16 protein-coding genes are annotated in these 19,731 nt (G+C 38.8%); all 16 read right to left on the bottom strand.

Annotation, left to right across the window (positions count from 1 at the left end):
- Positions 1-84: 84 nt before the first annotated feature.
- The gene (gene tilS, locus H4J52_RS19530; protein ID WP_182180260.1) at positions 85-1,455 is read right to left on the bottom strand and encodes a tRNA lysidine(34) synthetase TilS; all 1,371 of its coding nucleotides are present in this window, start codon (positions 1,453-1,455) and stop codon (positions 85-87) included.
- 134 nt (positions 1,456-1,589) lie between these two features.
- The gene (gene accA / locus H4J52_RS19525) at positions 1,590-2,546 is read right to left on the bottom strand and encodes an acetyl-CoA carboxylase carboxyl transferase subunit alpha (protein ID WP_182180258.1); all 957 of its coding nucleotides are present in this window, start codon (positions 2,544-2,546) and stop codon (positions 1,590-1,592) included.
- Positions 2,547-2,717: 171 nt separating this feature from the next.
- The gene (gene dnaE / locus H4J52_RS19520) at positions 2,718-6,287 is read right to left on the bottom strand and encodes a DNA polymerase III subunit alpha (RefSeq protein WP_182223157.1); all 3,570 of its coding nucleotides are present in this window, start codon (positions 6,285-6,287) and stop codon (positions 2,718-2,720) included.
- The gene (gene rnhB / locus H4J52_RS19515) at positions 6,287-7,012 is read right to left on the bottom strand and encodes a ribonuclease HII (protein ID WP_182225409.1); all 726 of its coding nucleotides are present in this window, start codon (positions 7,010-7,012) and stop codon (positions 6,287-6,289) included. The genes dnaE and rnhB overlap by 1 nt, the downstream gene beginning before the upstream one ends.
- Positions 7,009-8,163, bottom strand: a complete 1,155-nt coding sequence (lpxB, locus tag H4J52_RS19510; RefSeq protein ID WP_182225411.1) for a lipid-A-disaccharide synthase — start codon at positions 8,161-8,163, stop codon at positions 7,009-7,011. The genes rnhB and lpxB overlap by 4 nt, the downstream gene beginning before the upstream one ends.
- An 83-nt stretch (positions 8,164-8,246) precedes the next feature.
- The gene (gene lpxA, locus H4J52_RS19505) at positions 8,247-9,038 is read right to left on the bottom strand and encodes an acyl-ACP--UDP-N-acetylglucosamine O-acyltransferase (RefSeq protein ID WP_182180252.1); all 792 of its coding nucleotides are present in this window, start codon (positions 9,036-9,038) and stop codon (positions 8,247-8,249) included.
- A 3-nt stretch (positions 9,039-9,041) separates the two neighbouring features.
- Positions 9,042-9,494, bottom strand: a complete 453-nt coding sequence (fabZ, locus tag H4J52_RS19500) for a 3-hydroxyacyl-ACP dehydratase FabZ (protein ID WP_182180250.1) — start codon at positions 9,492-9,494, stop codon at positions 9,042-9,044.
- 4 nt (positions 9,495-9,498) lie between these two features.
- Positions 9,499-10,539 carry a UDP-3-O-(3-hydroxymyristoyl)glucosamine N-acyltransferase gene (gene lpxD / locus H4J52_RS19495; RefSeq protein WP_220460661.1) on the bottom strand — a complete coding sequence of 347 codons (1,041 nt, stop codon included), beginning with the start codon at positions 10,537-10,539 and terminating at the stop codon, positions 9,499-9,501.
- A gap of 174 nt (positions 10,540-10,713) precedes the next feature.
- The gene (locus H4J52_RS19490; RefSeq protein ID WP_259366548.1) at positions 10,714-11,232 is read right to left on the bottom strand and encodes an OmpH family outer membrane protein; all 519 of its coding nucleotides are present in this window, start codon (positions 11,230-11,232) and stop codon (positions 10,714-10,716) included.
- A 144-nt stretch (positions 11,233-11,376) separates the two neighbouring features.
- The gene (bamA, locus tag H4J52_RS19485) at positions 11,377-13,851 is read right to left on the bottom strand and encodes an outer membrane protein assembly factor BamA (RefSeq protein WP_182223155.1); all 2,475 of its coding nucleotides are present in this window, start codon (positions 13,849-13,851) and stop codon (positions 11,377-11,379) included.
- 27 nt (positions 13,852-13,878) lie between these two features.
- A complete protein-coding gene (rseP, locus tag H4J52_RS19480) occupies positions 13,879-15,234 on the bottom strand; it encodes a sigma E protease regulator RseP (protein WP_182180244.1) in 1,356 nt (451 codons plus the stop codon).
- Positions 15,235-16,482, bottom strand: coding sequence for a 1-deoxy-D-xylulose-5-phosphate reductoisomerase (gene ispC, locus H4J52_RS19475; protein ID WP_182180242.1), 1,248 nt, complete (start codon positions 16,480-16,482; stop codon positions 15,235-15,237).
- A 12-nt stretch (positions 16,483-16,494) separates the two neighbouring features.
- Positions 16,495-17,364 carry a phosphatidate cytidylyltransferase gene (locus H4J52_RS19470; RefSeq protein ID WP_182180240.1) on the bottom strand — a complete coding sequence of 290 codons (870 nt, stop codon included), beginning with the start codon at positions 17,362-17,364 and terminating at the stop codon, positions 16,495-16,497.
- 56 nt (positions 17,365-17,420) lie between these two features.
- Positions 17,421-18,164 carry a polyprenyl diphosphate synthase gene (gene uppS / locus H4J52_RS19465; protein ID WP_259366549.1) on the bottom strand — a complete coding sequence of 248 codons (744 nt, stop codon included), beginning with the start codon at positions 18,162-18,164 and terminating at the stop codon, positions 17,421-17,423.
- Between the two features lie 99 nt (positions 18,165-18,263).
- On the bottom strand, positions 18,264-18,821 hold the full coding sequence (gene frr, locus H4J52_RS19460; RefSeq protein WP_182180236.1) for a ribosome recycling factor: 558 nt from the start codon (positions 18,819-18,821) through the stop codon (positions 18,264-18,266).
- 25 nt (positions 18,822-18,846) lie between these two features.
- A complete protein-coding gene (gene pyrH / locus H4J52_RS19455; protein WP_182180233.1) occupies positions 18,847-19,587 on the bottom strand; it encodes a UMP kinase in 741 nt (246 codons plus the stop codon).
- Between the last annotated feature and the right edge of the window lie 144 nt (positions 19,588-19,731).

Here is a 19,731-nt window from a genome sequence, read left to right as displayed (position 1 = left end):
TCTTATTATTAAGATAAGGTGTTGATGAAAGATTTTTACCACTTATGTACCAACACTGTCTAGTTTATTCGTTACACGGTCACTTTATAAAGACAGTTCACCCTCCCATGAAAGCGAAAAAGCTGAACTTTCGTTATCTGCTGAATAAGCCTTACAGACAAACTGCCCTATTACAGCAACTAATTCATTGTCATAAAATAGAAAAGGCAATCTTTTTCTCTGCCAAGGTGGAATAACAAGCTCTTGTAAGACCTTTTTTACAGGCCGTGAATGCTGCCGGTATTGCGGCAAACATTTTGGGTTTTCATGAGAAAATCGAATGGTGACTATTTCGTTATTTATTGGCTTTTTAATAAACGCTTGCCAATGTTTAGTTAAGGGCTTTTCACGAGTGGGCATAAAAAAGCTCAATAAACCGAGTTTATCTGGAAGCACGATATTGACGAGTTTTTTATCTGCTAAAGCCGCTAAATTGACATCATGCTGCCATAAAGAAAGGTCTTGGAAAATAGGTGTTAAATACAGTTCGCCTTTAAATCGCCTTATGCAACACTCAGCTAATTGAACAATCGGCGACTTATCAACGTCTGCATTTAACTGCTGACATATTTGCTTTAGTTGCTGACGACTTGGCATTAAAAAATCACCAAGTGATAGAAAATAGCGTAACAGATTCTTAAGCCGCGGTTCACTCAAGCTATTCAAATAAAGCACAGAAAGCCTATTCGCTGAGTGCTGGCAATTAGTTAAGTCTTGCTCCGCTAATTCATCAAGTAACTGCTGCGCTTCAAGACAATGCTCGGCACTTCGTGCAATGGTTTTGTTGATACTTGGCCAGCGCTCAGTTAATTTAGGTAAGATTTGGTGGCGAAGAAAATTTCGATCAAAGCGCTCATCAATATTAGATTCATCTTCTATCCAGTCTAACGCATGCTCTTTTGCATAAGCTTCAATCTGTGTTCGAGAAATCGTTAATAAGGGTCTAACAAGTAACTGAGCTGCGAACGTTATTTCACTTTGCATCGCTGACAAACCTTTTAAACCCGAGCCTCTTTTTAGCGCGAGTAGGAAGGTTTCCGCTTGGTCGTCACTATGATGACCCGTAACAATTAAGTCATTTGATGTCGCAACTGACTTGAGTGCTTTATAACGTGCATCACGCGCTTGTGCTTCTAAACTCTGTTGTGCCGTGGCTTGCACATTTACAGGAATAATTTCTAACGGAAGATCAAATTCTTGGCATTGTTCTTTAGCAAATGCTTGCCATTTAAAAGCATTAGGACTTAAGCCATGATCAACATGACAGACACGAATATTGCTATTAATTGCATTTTGTTTTTTTAAAGAAGCAAGATTGTGTAAAAGAACTTGTGAGTCAATACCGCCACTGTAGGCAATAAGGAGTGATGATGTAGGATGTTGAGAAAAAAAATCTCTTAACGTATTTTCAATCATAATTTACTTTGTAAATTGACACTGGCATGAACAAAGCTGCAGCTTTAACTTACATATAAAGATACATAAGATAAAGCGGCAACTTTATCAGTAAAATGTTAAATAACACTTTACCGATGTCGGCTTAAAACGACTTAACAGTAACCGAAAGACATTAATCTGTCATAACGCTTTTCTATTAATTCATCTTTTGATAACCCTTCTAACTCAGCAAGATTTGATTTTAATTCTTGCTTTAAGTTAGCGGCCATAATATCCATATCACGATGCGCGCCACCTAATGGCTCTTCAACAATATTATCAATAAGCTCTAACTCTTTAATACGTGTAGCCGTAATACCCATTGCGGCAGCAGCAGTCGGTGCTTTTTCTGCCGTTTTCCACAAAATTGAAGCACAACCTTCAGGAGAAATTACTGAATACGTAGAGTATTTGAGCATATTAACGCGGTCACCCACGCCAATCGCTAATGCCCCACCAGAACCACCTTCACCAATAACCGTACAAACAATGGGTACCGTTAATCGTGACATCACTTTTAAGTTCATCGCTATCGCTTCACTTTGACCACGTTCTTCTGCACCAATACCTGGGTATGCGCCTGGGGTGTCAATAAAGGTGATGATTGGCATATTGAAACGTTCAGCCATTTGCATTAAGCGTAAAGCCTTGCGGTAACCTTCAGGGCGAGGCATACCGAAGTTGCGTTTAACTTTTTCTGCAGTTGAACGGCCTTTTTGATGACCAATAATCATGACGGGCTTTCCGTCTAAGCGTGCAGTACCGCCAACAATAGCGCGATCGTCTGCGTAATGTCTGTCACCTGCGAGCTCGTCGAATTCAGTAAAGATGCGCGGAATATAATCAAGCGTATATGGACGCTGTGGATGACGTGCAACGCGAGCTGTTTGCCAAGGGTCAAGATTAGCGAAAATCTTTTTGGTTAACTCTGCATTTTTACCACGTAATTGGGTAATTTGCTCTTCGAGATCAAGATCTAATTCTTGACCATTATTCACTAATTCTAATTCTTCAATTTTTGCATCAAGCTCTGCAATAGGTTGCTCGAAATCTAAAAAATTTAATGACATATGATTATTCTTACCTATGTTCTATGCCGTTTTATCAACAACAGCATTATTATTCGAATAAAGTACTGAGTAATCATCAATGACGACTCAGTTGTTAACAAAGTCGTCATCGACATTGTTATAAATTGTTTGTATGGGTTAACAATAAGTTACCATTTAATGCGACCTGAATCATTTAAACCTTAAAGTGACATCTCCATCACCTAATAAAGTTTTCAATGCATGTAATAAAGGGTCTGCAGGCGTTACACGCCATTGTACGCCTAATTCTAGCATAGCTTTTGCTTCATCTCTTTGATAAAACAGGCGAACTGGGCATGTACCATCTTTGTACGGTGTTAATACATCAGTAAATTTGTCAATAAAACCTTCACCTGCCTTAGTTTTATTAACATTTATATCAACTGAAGTAACATAATTTTCTCGAGCATCGGCAACAGTCATGATATCTCGAGCGGTCATTGTAATGCCTCCGGAGTATTCATCAAAGCTGACCTGTCCGCTACACACTAAAATAGCATCGCTAATGAGCAATTCAGCAAATTTATCATAGTCATCAGGAAAGAGTCTAATATCCATTCGAGCACTTTTATCGTCAAGCGTAACCAATGCCCATCGTCTACCCCGTTTATTGACCATCACTCTTACGCCTAAGACCAAACCTACGGCAACGGTAGTTTTATCTTTGCTAGTTGGCTGCAAGCTTACTAAGCGCCCTGAGGCGTAGTACTTAATCTCACTTAAGAATCGATTAATGGGGTGGCCTGTTAGATATAGGCCCAGTGTCTCTTTTTCGCCATTAAGCCAAACTTCCTCTGCCCACATTGGCACATCTTTAAACGCTTGTCGGGTATCTTCTGGCTCTTCATTAATTAAGCCAAATAAATCATTTTGCCCAACCGCTTGTGCTTTTGCGTATTGATCTGCCGCTTTAATCGCTTCAGGTAACGTTTCAAATAAAACGGCTCGATTAGGCACTTCTTTGCCATTAATTATTTTTTTCGGACCTAAGCTATCCATTGCCCCCGCTTTGACCAATTTTTCTAAGACACGCTTATTAATTTTTTTCAGATCAAGGCGAGCACAAAAATCAAAAAGGTCGCTAAATTCTCCCCCAAGCTCACGTGCAGCAATAATGGCTTCAATAGGCCCCTCTCCCACACCTTTTACTGCGCCGATACCATAAACAATTTGATCTTGTTCGTTAACCGTAAATTTATATTGGCCAGCGTTGACATCCGGAGGGAGTAAATCGATGCCCATATTGCCACATTCATCAACGAGGGTAACAATTTTGTCAGTGTTATCGATATCTGCTGACATTACCGCAGCCATAAAGGGGGCAGGAAAATGGGTCTTCATCCATAAGGTTTGATAAGAAACCAGTGCATAAGCCGCTGAATGCGATTTATTAAAACCATAACCAGCGAATTTTTCAACCAGATCGAAGATTTTCATGGCGAGTTCGCCATCAACACCACGGTCAATGGCACCTTGCTCAAAACCTGCACGTTGCTTCGCCATTTCTTCTGGCTTTTTCTTACCCATAGCACGGCGCAGCATATCGGCGCCACCTAACGAGTAACCAGCCAATACTTGTGCAATTTGCATTACCTGCTCTTGGTATAAAATAATACCGTAAGTGGGTTCAAGAATAGGTTTTAAATCAATATGCTGCCATGTAGCATCGGGGTAGCTAACGACTTCACGACCGTGTTTACGTTCGATAAAGTTATCAACCATGCCTGACTGCAGTGGGCCAGGTCTAAAGAGTGCCACAAGCGCGATAATATCTTCAAAGCAATCAGGTTTTAGTTTAGCAATAAGCGATTTCATACCACTAGACTCAAGCTGGAAAACAGCCGTTGTTTCTGACCTCAATAACACCTTAAAGCTAGCGGGGTCTTCTAATGGGATGCGCGAAATATCGATAGGTGCTTTGCCTTCCTTTAACAACTTTACATCGGCCATTTCAATAGCCCACTGTAAAATGGTTAACGTTCTAAGCCCTAGAAAGTCAAACTTGACTAACCCCGCATCTTCAACATCATTTTTATCAAACTGTGTGACCGGATTCTTACCTTCGTCGTCACAATAAAGTGGCGCAAAATCTGTGATGGTCGTTGGTGAAATAACAACTCCACCAGCATGTTTACCCGCATTACGTGTTGTACCTTCTAAAATACGACACATATCAATTAGATCTTTTACCTCAGAGTCTTGCGCATAAGCTTCAGGTAATTTTGGCTCTTCCTCGAAAGCTTTCGCTAAAGTCATTCCCGGTGTTGGCGGAATAAGTTTTGAAATACGGTCAACAAAACCATAAGGATGGCCAAGTACACGGCCAACATCTCGAATAACCGCTTTTGCTGCCATCGTACCAAAGGTGATAATTTGCGACACTGCATCACGGCCATAAAGTTCAGCAACGTGGTCGATCACTTCATCTCGTCTGTCCATACAGAAATCGATATCAAAATCGGGCATTGATACACGTTCAGGATTCAAGAAACGTTCAAAAAGTAAGTCGTATTCAAGGGGATCTAAGTCAGTGATTTTTTGTGCATAGGCTACGAGTGATCCAGCACCAGAACCACGACCGGGGCCAACAGGAATGTTGTTATCTTTACTCCACTGAATGAACTCCATGACGATCAAGAAATAACCGGGAAAACCCATATTATTTACAACTTTAAGCTCAATGGCTAAACGTTCATCGTAAGGTTTACGGTTTTCAGCAAAGTCTGGCGAATCTTTATCGAATAAGGTTTCTAAACGGTCTTGTAGGCCTTCTTCTGATACTTTAACGAGGTAATCTTCTATCGATAAACCTTCAGTGGGAAAGTCTGGTAAAACATATTCACCAAGCCTTACAGTAACATTACAGCGTTTAGCGATTTCTACGGTATTTTCAAGAGCCTCAGGAATATCGGAAAATAATTCACACATTTCCTCTTCACTACGAAGGTATTGTTCTTGAGAATATTTTTTAGGGCGTCGTTTATCATTAAGCGTAAAACCATCATGTATGGCAACACGTATTTCATGGGCATCAAATCGCTTCGGAGAAATAAACATCACTTCATTGGTAGCAACCACTGGGAGTGATACCCTTTCGGCAAGCTCTACCGCTAAATGAATATAGTTTTCTTCATTTTCTCTATTGGTTCTGATCAATTCAAGGTAAAAGCAGTTAGGAAAATACTGTTGATAAAAGTCAACCATTTGCTCAACAAGATCAGTATTTCCTTTAATTAACGCTTTACCAATATCACCTTCGCGACCAGCCGATAATAGAATTAACCCTGGCGCATATTTAATCAACCAAAGCTTATCGATAACCGCTTTGCCTTGAATGTGACCGCGAAGATAGGCTTGAGAAATAAGTTCGGTTAAATTTTTATAACCGACATTATCTGTCGCTAAGACAACAATGCGAAAAAGTTCATTTTCTAACTCTTCACTTTTCACCCAGAAATCACAGCCAATAATAGGCTTAATACCCGCACCATGAGCAGCATGATAATACTTAACCAAACCACAAAGGTTGGTTTGGTCAGTAAGTGCAATGGCTGGCATTCCTAAATCGGCCGCTGTAGCGATAATAGGTTTTACTTTATTCAAACCGTCACACATTGAATAGTCACTGTGCACGCGTAAATGAATAAACTTGGGTTGAGGCCCAGGCTGAACGATTTCTTGCGCTAAATCATTAATCTCAACTAATGCTTGTTCAGACATTAGCACGTCACCTGAGTTGTATCTGCTTTGGTTTTAGTAGGTAAAACACCTTGCATAGCAATAACCTGTGCTACTGGTTTAAAGCTGGCACGGTAACAATCAAGTACACCATGCTCTACAATTTTTTCTAAGTGCGCTTTCGTTGGGTAGCCTTTATGCTTAGCAAAGCCATACTCAGGATGTAATTCATCTAAAGCAAACATCTCATCGTCTCGCACTACTTTTGCAATTATTGATGCCGCACTTATTTCACTAACCCGATCATCACCTTTAACGACTGATTGGCTAGCAATATTACCATCCGCCTGCATAAAAATAGGGCAACGATTACCATCAACTAAAACGTAATCGGGTGTTACTGATAAGTCTTGTACTGCTCGTTGCATCGCTAACATAGTTGCGTGCAAAATGTTGAGTGTGTCTATTTCTTCGGGGGTGGCTCGCCCAACAGCCCAAGCAATCGCTTTTTCTTTTATTTCAACAAAAAGGAGTTGGCGCTTTTTTTCGGATAGTTTCTTTGAATCCATCAACCCTTCAATAGGGTTTTCTGGATCAAGTATCACCGCAGCAGTAACTACATCACCGACTAGAGGCCCACGACCAACTTCATCAACACCGGCAATACAATAGGCAATGGGGTATTCAAAAGGAGCGAAAACTTTTTTTGGTTTTGCCACTATTTTATTTTTTGTTATATTTGTTTCAACGGCGCTCTCATTACTCATTTTAACATTAGGTCCATAACCGCTTTCGCCGCTTGTTTACTCGCATTTTGCTTTAACGCAAGATGGATGTTTATATATTCATCTTCAAGCGAAGTTTGGTCTTGATATAGACGTTCTTTGACTAACGGTACTATATTATCAACGCTAACTTTACTTTGAAGTAATTCAGGTACAAGTGACTTTTTTGTCAATAAATTAGGCAATGAAAACCACTCTAATTTTACCAAACCTTTAAACATGTGATACGTAAATGCATTGAATTTATAGCAAATGACCATTGGCCGCTTAACCAGCGCTGCTTCAAGCGTTACAGTACCTGAAGCCATTAATAAGCAATCACTTGCCGCCATAACTTGCTGAGTTTTATGGGTAATAATAGTAACTGGCAAATGGGGTGCTATATTTTTCTTCAGTTGTTTAAATTGTTCGGCTCTCTTTTCACTGATCATGGGTACAACGAACTGTAAATCAAGGTCTTGTTCAAAAAGTTGCTCAGCAGAAAGTAAAAAAGGCTCAGTTAAACGAGATAATTCACCCGCACGACTGCCAGGCATAAGCGCAAGTATTTTTTTGTTAACAGGTAAATTAAGCGCTTGTCTTGCTTCAACTTTATCTGAGGTAAACGGAATATCATCAGCAAGCGGGTGACCAACAAAAGTACAAGGTACTTCATATTTATCGTAAAAATCTTTTTCAAACGGTAATAACGACAACACCATATCGGTGGCAGCTTCAATTTTAAAAATACGTTTTTCACGCCACGCCCAAACCGATGGGCTAACATAATGGACTGTTTTAATACCGGCTTTTTTTAATTGTCTTTCTAAACGCAAGTTAAAGTCTGGTGCGTCGATACCAATAAAAACATCAGGCTTATGATCAATAAACTGTTCAGCTAAACGGTCTTTGACATGAAATAAGCGTTTCAGACGACCTAACACTTCAAAAATACCCATCACTGAAAGTTCATCCATTTCAAATAAACTTTCAAAGCCCAACGATTGCATTTTAGGGCCTCCAATACCAATAAATTTAGCATTGGGATAAACACACATTAATGAAGTCATTAAGCCGGCACCCAGTGTATCGCCAGAATGTTCACCGACAACAATGCCAAAGACGGGGGATTGCTCAGCAGTCGAGTCATTCATTGTTGATGCTGTTGGGAGGTTAGCTTGGTTTTCTACTGTTTGGGTCATTAACGTTTACTCTACTACTTTTTAAAAAATTACTTCTAACGGGCAATACCACGACTAGAGTTTTTAATAAACTCGGCAAAAAAAGTTAACTCGGGCATATCATCTGCTAATGCTGCAACGTTAACTAAAGCTTCGTTAACATTTAAACCTTTGCGGTAGATTTCTTTATAAGCACGCTTGATGGTTAAGATAACATTTTTATCAAAACCGCGACGTTTTAGCCCTTCTGAATTCAAACCAAAGGGGGAAGCCGGTTGACCAGAAACCATCAAGTATGGCGGAATATCTTTTAATACAAGTGCGTTTGCCGCAACGAAACTATGCGCGCCAATATGACAAAACTGATGAACACCTGTCATACCACCTAAAATAGCGTAATCACCAACGTGTACATGCCCAGCAATAGAAGCATTATTCGCTAAAATACAATGATTACCCACGACACAATCATGTGCCACATGGGTGTAAGCCATAAATAAGTTTTTACTGCCTATTTGCGTTAAGCTGTTATCTTGGATTGTGCCACGATGAACCGTACATGATTCGCGGAAGATATTGTTATTGCCGATGATTAATTCGGTTTTTTCACCCGCATATTTTAAATCTTGGCAGTCTTCACCAATACTGGCAAATTGGAAAAAATGATTACCTTCACCAATTTTCGTGGGTCCTTTGATAACCACATGAGAATTAATCACACAGTTGTCGCCAATAACAACATCCTTGGCAATATAAGTCCAAGGACCAATGCTCACATTATTTCCGATACAGGCACCTTCTTCTATAATTGCCTGTGGATGAATTAAACTCTCGTTGTTGGAAATCACAATTTATACCACTCTTCTTGCACACATAAGTTCAGCAGAACACACAACTTTTCCTTCAACCCTAGCTTCGCCATAAAACTTCCACATACCTCGGCGTTCTTTTAAGAATTCAACATGCAAGTGCATAGTGTCGCCAGGCACAACTGATTTCTTAAACTTTGCTTTATCAATAGAGGCAAATAAGTACATTTCATTTTCATCACGGCCATCCGTGCTTTTAAAGCCCAAGAGACCCGTTGCTTGTGCTAAAGCTTCAAGGATCATCACTCCTGGGAAAATAGGAAGATCAGGAAAGTGACCATTAAACACAGGTTCGTTAATGCTGACATTTTTAATAGCGTGCAATGTTTTCATTGGTTGATAATCTAAAACGCGATCAACCAATAACATTGGATAACGGTGTGGCAGTAATGCTTTGATTTCTGCAATTTCAATGGTGTTTTTTGCTAATTCCAACGGACTATTCCTTTTCAATAATGTTGTTTAAGTGCTCAATTTCATGCTCTGCACTTTTGATACGCTTAAGTATACTTTCTAACTTACGAATTCTTGCATTATTTTTATTCCACTCTTTATTCGTTTGACACGGCATGCCAGAAGAATAAACACCGGGTTCATTAATATTTTTTGTCACCATACTCATGCCAGTAAAAACACAACCGTCACCAATTTCTATATGACCATTGATACCAACTAGGCCGGCTATTACACAATTTTTTCCAATCGTTGTACTGCCTGCAATAACACTACAAGCTGCCATCGCGGTGTTTTCACCGATAACGACATTATGAGCAATTTGAATTTGGTTATCTAAAATAACACCATTTTTAATAACCGTGTCTTCTAACGCGCCACGGTCTATTGTTGTGCTAGCACCAATTTCGACGTTGTCACCAATAATAACACCGCCCAACTGAGGGATTTTCAACCATTTACCTTTGTCATTTGCGTAACCGAAGCCATCAGAGCCAATAACAGTATTGGCTTGAATTAAACAGTTTTGGCCAATTTTGACTCGATGATAAACACTAACATTTGCCCATAGCTTAGTATGAGTCCCTATTAATGTTTCTTCTCCAATAAAACAACCCGCACCTATAATAACATTATCGCTAATAACAACACCTTTCTCTATTACCGCATTAGCACCAACCTCGACATTTACACCTAAAACAACATCAGGTGAGATTTGAGCAGAGGGGTGAATGTTATGAGCGGGTTTAGGGGTCGTATCGAGTAATTGTGCGGTAAGTGCATAACCTAAGTAAGGGTTGTCCATAACTAAGGCATGAGTGTTACAGTCATTAATATTTTGAGCAGAAATAATAACCGCTCCGGCTTTTGTTTCAGAAAGCTGCTGGCTATATTTTTTGTTTGCTAAAAATGCAATTTGCTGGGCACCAGCACTTGATAATGTTGCAAGTGAATGAATAATATAAGATGCATCACCGTGTACTTCTGCACCAATTTTTTCAGCTAGTTGTTTGAGAGTATAAGACATAAACACTTAATATTTGTATGGATGCTATGTGAGCATAACTGGAAAAGACGCTAAAACCAATATGATTTCTTTTAGGATAGAAAAAAAACTTGCAACTAATATTATAAATAATAGTTGCAAGTTTTATAACGATAATGTCTGATTTAGCACATTATCTAATACCTAAATGTAGACTTAGTTAAGTTTACTAACCTGCTCGACTACTTTGTTAGTGATCGTTGCATCTGGCTTAGAAAAAACAACCGCTTGTTGTTCTAAAACAAGGTCATATTTTTCTTTTGCTGCGATGTTGTCAATTGCCTGACGAACTAAGGCAACAATTTTATTTGTTTCTTCGTTCTTACGTAAACCAGTTGCTTGTTGGAACGCTTTACCTTTAGCTTGGTAATCTTGGTATAAAGTACCAATTTGAGCATCAAGTTCTTCTATATCTTTAGCGCTCATTAAAGAAGCATCACGTTGTTTCTTCTCTTGATAGTACTTAATGTCTTTTTCTAATTGGGCTAAAACGGCTTTATCATCTTTAAATTCAACTTCTAAACCCTGCATTACCGTAGCTGTTTGTGGAATTTTGCTCATCACTTCTTGAAAATTAACCACTGCAATTTTTTGATCTGCAGCCATAACAGAGCTTGCTAATAATAAACTTGACGCCACTGCTGAATAGGTAACTGTTTTAATGAATTTTTTCAATTTTATCTCCAAAATATTATTTCTAAGTAACTTTGGTTTAAGCTACATTAATTATTATAATTATCATTTAATTGCTATGGGGGCTAACTTATATAATTAAACCCCTTAAGACCACTTTTCTTTAAATGGTAAATGTTCTTTTAGTTAGAAAGTTTTGCCTATATTAAAACTAAAGAACTCTTTATCATCATCTTTTTCTGATTTTAATGCCTTAGCAAAACTAAAAATCATTGGGCCCATTGGCGATAACCACTGGACAGATAAACCTGCAGAACTTCTATAACGACCAACATCTGAATAATCATCGATTTTACCAAACTCAGGATTCGCTAAATCGTTGTAGTCATTCAAATTAAACTCTGTATCCCATACGTTGCCCACATCAACGAAAAAGCTGGTACGAACACTATTAGAAAAACCTTCATCTATCAATGGTGTTGGTACAATAAGTTCAACACCCGCAACAACAATGGCGTTACCACCGACAGAGCGCGATGAAACATTAATAAAGTCATGATCAGGTCCTAAACAACAGCTACTGCCGGCTTCTACTGGATCAGGAGCACCCGTTATAGCCGTTGGGTAACGAAATACCGCACGTGGTCCAACAATATTGTTCTCAAAGCCACGTAAGGTGTCAGAACCACCAGCTCTAAAATTTTCCCAAAATGGTAATACTTGATCATTGCCATCAACGGTGCCATAACCGTTACCATAACCGGCATTGAAACGTGCTAGTACCGTCCAACGTTGGTCTTGTGTTAATGGAAAGTACCATTTTGTGTCTACATTAATTTTAAAATAGTTTACGTCTGAATTAGGCGTTGTCATTTTATATGACAAACTTTGACTAGAACCGTCTGTTGGGAATGTACCTCTGTTTAACGTAGTACGTGAAATACCAACAGATAAATCAAAGCTTTCAAATTCTAAACCGCCATCTGGATTACTAGGATCAGAATAAATTTCATAAAACTTTTGAATTTGTTCATAAGTATCTAAACGGGTAATACCGTTATTTTTATAGCCGACACCAAAATTCAAGCGTAGATATTCATTAATAGGAAAGCCTAAATTAAGTCCTATACCATACGTTTTGTTGTTGTATTCTACTAAGTTGGCATTACCTGCATCAAATTCGCTGTAGTATATCTGCCCACCCAAAGAAACAGCATCAACCGTAAAGTATGGGTCCGTGTAAGAAATACTCGCACTTTGCTGATAGCTCATGGTATTGACATTAAAAGCAAGTCGATTCCCGGTACCTAAAAAGTTGTTCTGTTGTATACCCGCACTTAAACTTAAATTAGTCGTTGAACCATATCCTATACCCGCAGTAAAGGAACCTGATGGCTGTTCTTTTACTGAAAAATCGATATCAACAAGGTCATCTTCACCCGGTAACTGCTTAGTTTCATATTCAACATTTTCCAAATAAGGCAAACGTTGTAACCATGCTTTTGAACTTTCTGCAGCATTATTCGATAACCAAGCACCTTCCATCTGACGCATTTCACGGCGTAGCACTTTGTCTGAAGTAACATTATTACCTTGAAAGTTAATACGATTAACATAAACACGCTTACCAGGGTCAATTGAAATAGAAAGCTTAACCGTTTTCTCTTCTTCATTAATTTGAGGGATAACATTGACTTTAGGATATGCATAACCGTATCTCCCCAGAAAACGACTGATCGTTTCTTCGGTATAAGTAACTTCTGCACCATTATAAAGCTTACCAGCTCTCAGGGGATTAATGGCTCGAATAGTACGTTCAAAGCCAGCCATATCACCCATAAAATCTATTTCGCTTACTTTGAACTGTTCACCTTCGGTGATATTTAGAGCAATGTAAACGGCTTTCTTATCAGGCGTCATTGAAACTTGAGTTGAATCAACTTTATATTGCAGATAACCCCGGTCTAAATAGTAACTTTTGATGGTTTCGATATCACCTTGAAGGGTTTGTTTTTGATAGCGGTCTTGCGCCATAAAATCCCACCAAGGAGAGTCATACGTTAGCTCTATACGCTCAAGAAGGTCTTTGTCTGAAAATATCTCATTACCCACAATATTAATTTGCTCAATGGCTGCGGCTTCGCCTTCTGTAAAAACAAAATTAATGTTTACACGGTTACGCGGTAAATGCGTTATTTCCGCTTTTACATTAGCATTATATTTGCCGATACTATGATAGAAATCTTCTAAGCCAACTTCAATGCCTGATATAATGGTCATATCGAGTGTTTCACCCACTCTAATATCACTGCCATCAAGACTTTCAGTGAGTTGCTCTTCTTTTAAGTCTTTGTTTCCATCAAAGGTAATTTCACTGATGGTTGAACGCTCATGAACACGATAAATAATTCTATTCGCTTCACGATAAACTACAACATCATTGAAATGACCTGATTTATAGAGAGACTTTATCGACTGAGAAATACGAAATTCATTGAGAGTATCACCAGTATTAAAAGGAATATGGGTCAAAGCGGCACCGAGAGCGACACGCTGTAACCCTTTTACTTCAATATCTTCTACTTGAAATTCTTCAGAGGCTTGAACTGTTGTACCTAAGGCACCTAATAATACCGCAAGGGCAATTTTTTTAATTATCATAAATGCTTACTTTTGTTACTTCTTTTGTTATAACCGCGAAAAATCGTTAAATAATGCGATACTCATTAAGCCTAGGAGGGCTAGTGTACCAAACTTAAAACCTATTTCTTGTATTTTTTCTGGTACCGGTTTTCCTGTGACTATTTCCACAAGATAATAAAATAAATGTCCTCCATCAAGAACAGGTAAAGGTAATAAATTTATTATGCCTAAGTTAATGCTAATTAAAGCAAGAAAACCTAAAAAATATACCAAACCATATTCTGCACTACTTCCAGCTCCTTGTGCGATAGATATAGGCCCACTTAAGTTTTTAACAGAAACGTCACCTGTTATAAGTTTGCCTATCATGTCAAAACTTAGCACCACTAAATTCCAAGTGCGCTGTAAACTTTGTCCTAAAGCATCAACAACACCGTAACGTAGTTCAAATAAATATTCTTTTGGGTAGGGTTCAGACTTAGGTATCACACCCAAATAACCTACTTTTCTACCCGAACGTTCAATTAAAGTAGGTGTTACAGAAATTTCCTTATTTACCCCTTGTCTTTGGACGATCAGAACGACGTTTTGTTCCGGCAGTTGGCTAATATTACTTGAAAACATTGCCCAACTCCCGTTTATTGCTTCGCTATTGATGCTTATTAATTTATCTTCAACCTTTAGTCCTGCTTTATCTGCAGCACTTCCTTCTTCAATATAAGCTAATTCGGCATAAATTGGTGCACGAAACGGGGCGATACCTAAACTAGCAATAGCAGATTCTTTGTCTGGAGAAAAAGGCCATACTGATGTATCTAAGTTATGCGTTGTCGATGACGCACTTCCCTTATCTTTCGTTATTATCGTAAAGCTCGTCTCACCAATTTGAGAGACTAATGCTAAATTGACATCTTGCCAATCTAATGCTTTTTGGCCTGCTACTTCAACAATTTGGCTATCACTGTTTATTTTCGCTTTATGTGCAATAGATCCTGCAGCTATTTCACCAACAATAGGCTTTACACTAGGAACACCGATGAGAAACATCAAGTAAAATGCAAAAATAGCAAAAGCGAAATTAGCAAACGGCCCAGCAGCAATAATGGCTATACGTTGATAAACTGTTTTATTGTTAAAGGTTTTATCTATATCTTCAGGTTGTACTTCGTCAACACGCCCATCAAGCATTTTTACGTAACCACCCAATGGAATTAAGGCGATAACAAACTCAGTACCTTCTTTATTGACTTTGCGCCACAACACTTTACCAAAGCCGATTGAAAAGCGTTCTACTTGCACGCCGTTTCTTCGGGCAACCCAATAATGTCCATACTCATGAACAGTAATCAAAATGCCTAGAGCAACAACAAAAGACGCTAAATTCCAGAAAAAATCAAACAACTAATTATTACCCTTTTTGTTAACTTCTTTAGTCACAACACGACCAGCTTCAAAACAGCCACTCGCAATTAAATTACGTGAAAATTCTCGCACACTTGCGTCAAGTGCCATGACATCATCAATTGATGCTACCCTTTCTGAGACAAATTTATCCATAGAAGTTTCATTTATTTTTGCAATATCGGTAAATTTAATTTTATCGTTCAAAAAAGCATCAACAGCCACTTCATTTGCAGCGTTTAGTGCTGTACATGCACCTTGACCACTTCGACAAGCAACCATCGCTAATTTTAAATTAGGGTATTTATGATAATCGACGTCTTCAAATTCAAATGATTGGGTATTGAAAAAGTCTAAAGGTGCAACACCCGAGTCAATTCTTTCAGGGAAAGCTAAGGCATGAGCAATAGGGGTACGCATATCAGGATTACCCATTTGCGCGATTACAGAACCGTCTCTATATTGCACCATAGAATGGATGGTACTTTGTGGATGTAAAACAACTTGAATATCGTCAGGGTCTATATTGAATAACCATTTAGCTTCAATAAATTCTAAGCCCTTGTTCATCATCGTTGCAGAGTCTACAGAGATTTTTCGTCCCATATCCCAATTAGGATGGGCGCAAGCTTGTGCGGGTGTTACATGCTCTAACTGTTCAACTGAAAAAGTTCTAAAAGGGCCGCCCGAGCCGGTTAGCAATATTTTACTGACACCATTTTTTTCGAGGTCACATCGACCTGGGGTTGCTTGAACATTAGCAGGTAAACACTGAAAAATAGCGTTATGCTCACTGTCTATGGGCAATAGTTCAGCGCCATATTTTTCAACAGCATCTATAAACAAAGCACCAGAGGTAACCAATGCTTCTTTATTTGCAAGTAGTACCCTTTTACCTGACTTTACAGCAGCCATAGTAGGTAGTAAACCTGATGCACCAACAATCGCAGCCATTACAGTATCGCTAGTATCAGCTTGGGCAATGTCGATTAACCCTTGCTCGCCACTTCGCACTTCAATGGTATGCAAGCCACTTTCACATAATTTTTCTTTTAATGCCTGAGCGGCATTATCGTCAACCATAACAACCATGCTTGGATTAAATTCCTGACACTGCGCCAGCATTTCATCAACACGCATATTGGCCGACAAGCACTCAATAGAAAATAGGGTTGGATGACGTCGTACCACATCTAATGTACTTAAACCAATAGAGCCAGTAGAGCCTAAAACACAAAGTTTACGCATTGTTTATATCACCTACTGCCAACCTAAGAAAGCATAACATAATGCATAAATAGGCGCCGTTGCCGTTAAACTGTCAATTCGGTCTAATATGCCGCCATGACCCGGTAAAATTGAGCCACTATCTTTTATGCCCGCTTGGCGTTTAAACATACTTTCATTTAAATCACCTAATACTGAAACCGTCGTAATGATAGCGGTAACCTTTAGCGCTAAAGTAAACTGGTGCAACTGCCAGTCAAGGAAGTAACCCGCGATGGCAATAAATATACATGCACAAACAACACCGCCAACAAAACCTTCTAAGGTTTTACCCGGACTAACGTTAGGAAGAAGTTTACGCTTTCCTATTGATTTACCAACGAAGTAAGCGCCGATGTCAGCACTCCAGACCATTAAAAAAAGAAACATGATGAGTTGGGCGCCATGGTATGGGTCTTGGCTATATTCATTACTGCGGATCACCATAAAAGCAAGCCAAGTAGGAATAAGCGTTAACCAACCAAATACGCCACGAATTGAACGATGACTTGACCAAAACTTACTGTATCGAGGATAAAGAAAAGTGAGTGTTGCAGACAAAAGCCACCAACCTACAGCAATCCACAAGACGAGAGAAACACCTGAATGCAGTTCTCCGTTAGGAGACCACAGCTCTAATAAAGGGAGCGTGTACCAAAGCGCAGAAATAAGAATGATGGTTGCAGAAACAAAAGCAAGTCTACGTCGTTTATTGGCAAAGCCCATTAAAGGTCCCCATTCCCAGGCACCAATAGCCATAACGGCCATAAACAAAGCCGCAAATTTATCTAAAGGTAAATAAAAAATGGCAGAAATAGTTAAAGGCGCTAAGATAACAGCCGTAATAATTCGTTGTTTTAACAAATGGAAACCCTTTTAAATGCTATATATTTTGTTGTTATTATTTTAATTTTATAGTCTTATGTTTTTATTTGTTCGCCCGTCTGACCAAAACGTCTTTCCCTCTGGTCAAAACAGCCTATTGCTGTAATGAAAGCTTGCTCATCAAAATCAGGCCATAGCGTTTCGGTAAAATAAAATTCAGCGTAAGCCGCTTGCCATAATAGAAAGTTACTTATTCGAAAATCACCACCGGTGCGGATAAGTAGATCAAGTTCAGGTAAATTTGCTAAGCAAGTATACTGATGTAATGTTTCTTCTGATATTTCATCAACAGACATAGTGTTATTGGAAACTTTTTCGGCTAAAACTTTAGCGGCATTAGCGATGTCCCAACGTCCCCCATAGTTAGCTGCAATAGACAATACCATACCTTCATTGTTTGCGGTTAAATCTTCTGAAACTTTTATTTTTTTCTGTAAGTTGTCTGAAAAACGAGAAGTATCACCAATCACTTGAAAACGCACACCGTTTTTGTGAAGCTTTTTAACTTCTCGTGTTAGCACAAACATAAAGAGATCCATTAACACGCTAACTTCTTGTTCTGGGCGTTGCCAATTTTCACTACTAAAAGCAAAGAGTGTTAATGCTTTTACACCCTGTTTTATCGCTGTGCTTACTGATGATCGAACAGATTCGACACCTGATTTATGACCGGCGACGCGTGTTTTTCCACGCTGCTGTGCCCAACGACCGTTGCCATCCATAATAATGGCAACATGCTGTGGCACTTTGGTTAAATTCTCTGTAATTGCTTCAGTCATAAACGTTCCGTAATGCTCTTCAAGCTTCATTCAAATTTTATGTAAAAAAAACCGTAGTGACCATTTAAAGACTACGGCTTATTTTATCGGTTAAAGGCGTTATATCTCCATTAACTCTTTTTCTTTGATTGATAAAATATCATCAACTTGTTTGACATAAGTATCAGTCAACTTTTGAATATCGTCTTCTGATTGATGCATTTCATCATCACTGATTTCTTTTTCTTTATTCAAAGATTTAACATCAGAGTTAGCATCGCGGCGGATATTACGAATAGCAACCTTGCCATTTTCAGCTTCATTTTTAACCACTTTAACAAGGTCTTTACGACGTTCTTCTGTTAACGGCGGTAATGGAATACGAATAAGCGTACCTTGAGATGACGGATTTAAGCCTAAATCAGATTTCAAAATTGCTTTTTCAACAGCGCCGATCATACCTTTATCAAAAACGGTAATCGCTAAAGTACGCGCATCTGGTGTTGCGATATTACCCACTTGGCTCAATGGTGTTTCCATACCGTAATAATCAACAACAATATTATCAAGTAAAGAACGATGTGCACGGCCTGTTCTTACTTTATTTAGATTACTTTTTAATGAGTCGATGCTTTTGCTCATACGGTCTTGAGCATCTTGTTTTATTTCATTTATCACGTTGAATTTCCTTTAAATCAAAAAATTAAACTAAGTTTTCTGTGTGATCGATAGTTGTACCTTCATCGCCACCCATTACCACGTTTTTTAATGCGCCTGGCTTGTTCATGTTAAAAACACGAATAGTCATGCTATGATCCCGTGCTAACGTGAATGCAGCTAGATCCATCACTTTAAGTTCTTTCTCTAATACTTCGTTATAGCTTAATTGGCTATATAACGTAGCATCTGGATTCTTAACTGGGTCTTCTGAATAGATGCCATCAACTTTAGTGGCTTTTAAAACGACATCAGCCTCTATTTCAATACCGCGTAAACACGCTGCAGAATCAGTTGTAAAAAAAGGATTACCTGTGCCGGCACTAAAAATAACAACGCGGCCAGATTTTAATAAGCTGATACCTTCAGCCCAGTTATAACGGTCACAAACACCCGCCAAGTCAATTGCAGACATTAATTTAGCATTAACAAAAGCACGATGTAAGGCATCACGCATTGCAAGACCATTCATTACGGTTGCTAACATACCCATTTGGTCGCCAACAACACGGTTCATTCCGGCTTCGGCCAGACCTGCACCACGAAATAAGTTACCTCCGCCAATAACTAACCCCACTTGAATGCCCATTTCAATCAGTTCTTTAATTTCTTGAGCCATACGATCCAAAACTTTAGGGTCGATACCGAAACCCTCTTCACCCATTAGGGCTTCACCACTAAGTTTTAATAAAATTCGACGATATATTGGTTTTGGACTGATGCTCATAAAAAACATTCCTGTATTTTGTCTATAAATAGGCGAAAAAAATAGCCGTGATCAATTTGACCGCGGCTATTTTAGTACGTTTAGCTAACTATCGAAAGTCTAAACTGAAAAAAGAACTATTTTACTGAATTGAATGCTTAAAAA

Source organism: Colwellia sp. MB02u-14 (genome assembly GCF_014076915.1).
In the GTDB taxonomy this organism is placed as follows: domain Bacteria; phylum Pseudomonadota; class Gammaproteobacteria; order Enterobacterales; family Alteromonadaceae; genus Colwellia_A.
The sequence above is the reverse complement of the archived record's forward strand: the minus strand, read 5'-3'. Positions and strand labels throughout refer to the sequence as shown.

Excerpts from the sequence above, each read along its gene's own strand:
- tilS (WP_182180260.1), bottom strand. The coding sequence starts at position 1,455 with ATGATTGAAAATACGTTAAGAGATTTTTTTTCTCAACATCCTACATCA.
- accA (WP_182180258.1), bottom strand. The coding sequence starts at position 2,546 with ATGTCATTAAATTTTTTAGATTTCGAGCAACCTATTGCAGAGCTTGAT.
- dnaE (WP_182223157.1), bottom strand. The coding sequence starts at position 6,287 with ATGTCTGAACAAGCATTAGTTGAGATTAATGATTTAGCGCAAGAAATC.
- rnhB (WP_182225409.1), bottom strand. The coding sequence starts at position 7,012 with ATGAGTAATGAGAGCGCCGTTGAAACAAATATAACAAAAAATAAAATA.
- lpxB (WP_182225411.1), bottom strand. The coding sequence starts at position 8,163 with ATGAATGACTCGACTGCTGAGCAATCCCCCGTCTTTGGCATTGTTGTC.
- lpxD (WP_220460661.1), bottom strand. The coding sequence starts at position 10,539 with ATGTCTTATACTCTCAAACAACTAGCTGAAAAAATTGGTGCAGAAGTA.
- bamA (WP_182223155.1), bottom strand. The coding sequence starts at position 13,851 with ATGATAATTAAAAAAATTGCCCTTGCGGTATTATTAGGTGCCTTAGGT.
- ispC (WP_182180242.1), bottom strand. The coding sequence starts at position 16,482 with ATGCGTAAACTTTGTGTTTTAGGCTCTACTGGCTCTATTGGTTTAAGT.
- uppS (WP_259366549.1), bottom strand. The coding sequence starts at position 18,164 with ATGACTGAAGCAATTACAGAGAATTTAACCAAAGTGCCACAGCATGTT.
- pyrH (WP_182180233.1), bottom strand. The coding sequence starts at position 19,587 with ATGAGCATCAGTCCAAAACCAATATATCGTCGAATTTTATTAAAACTT.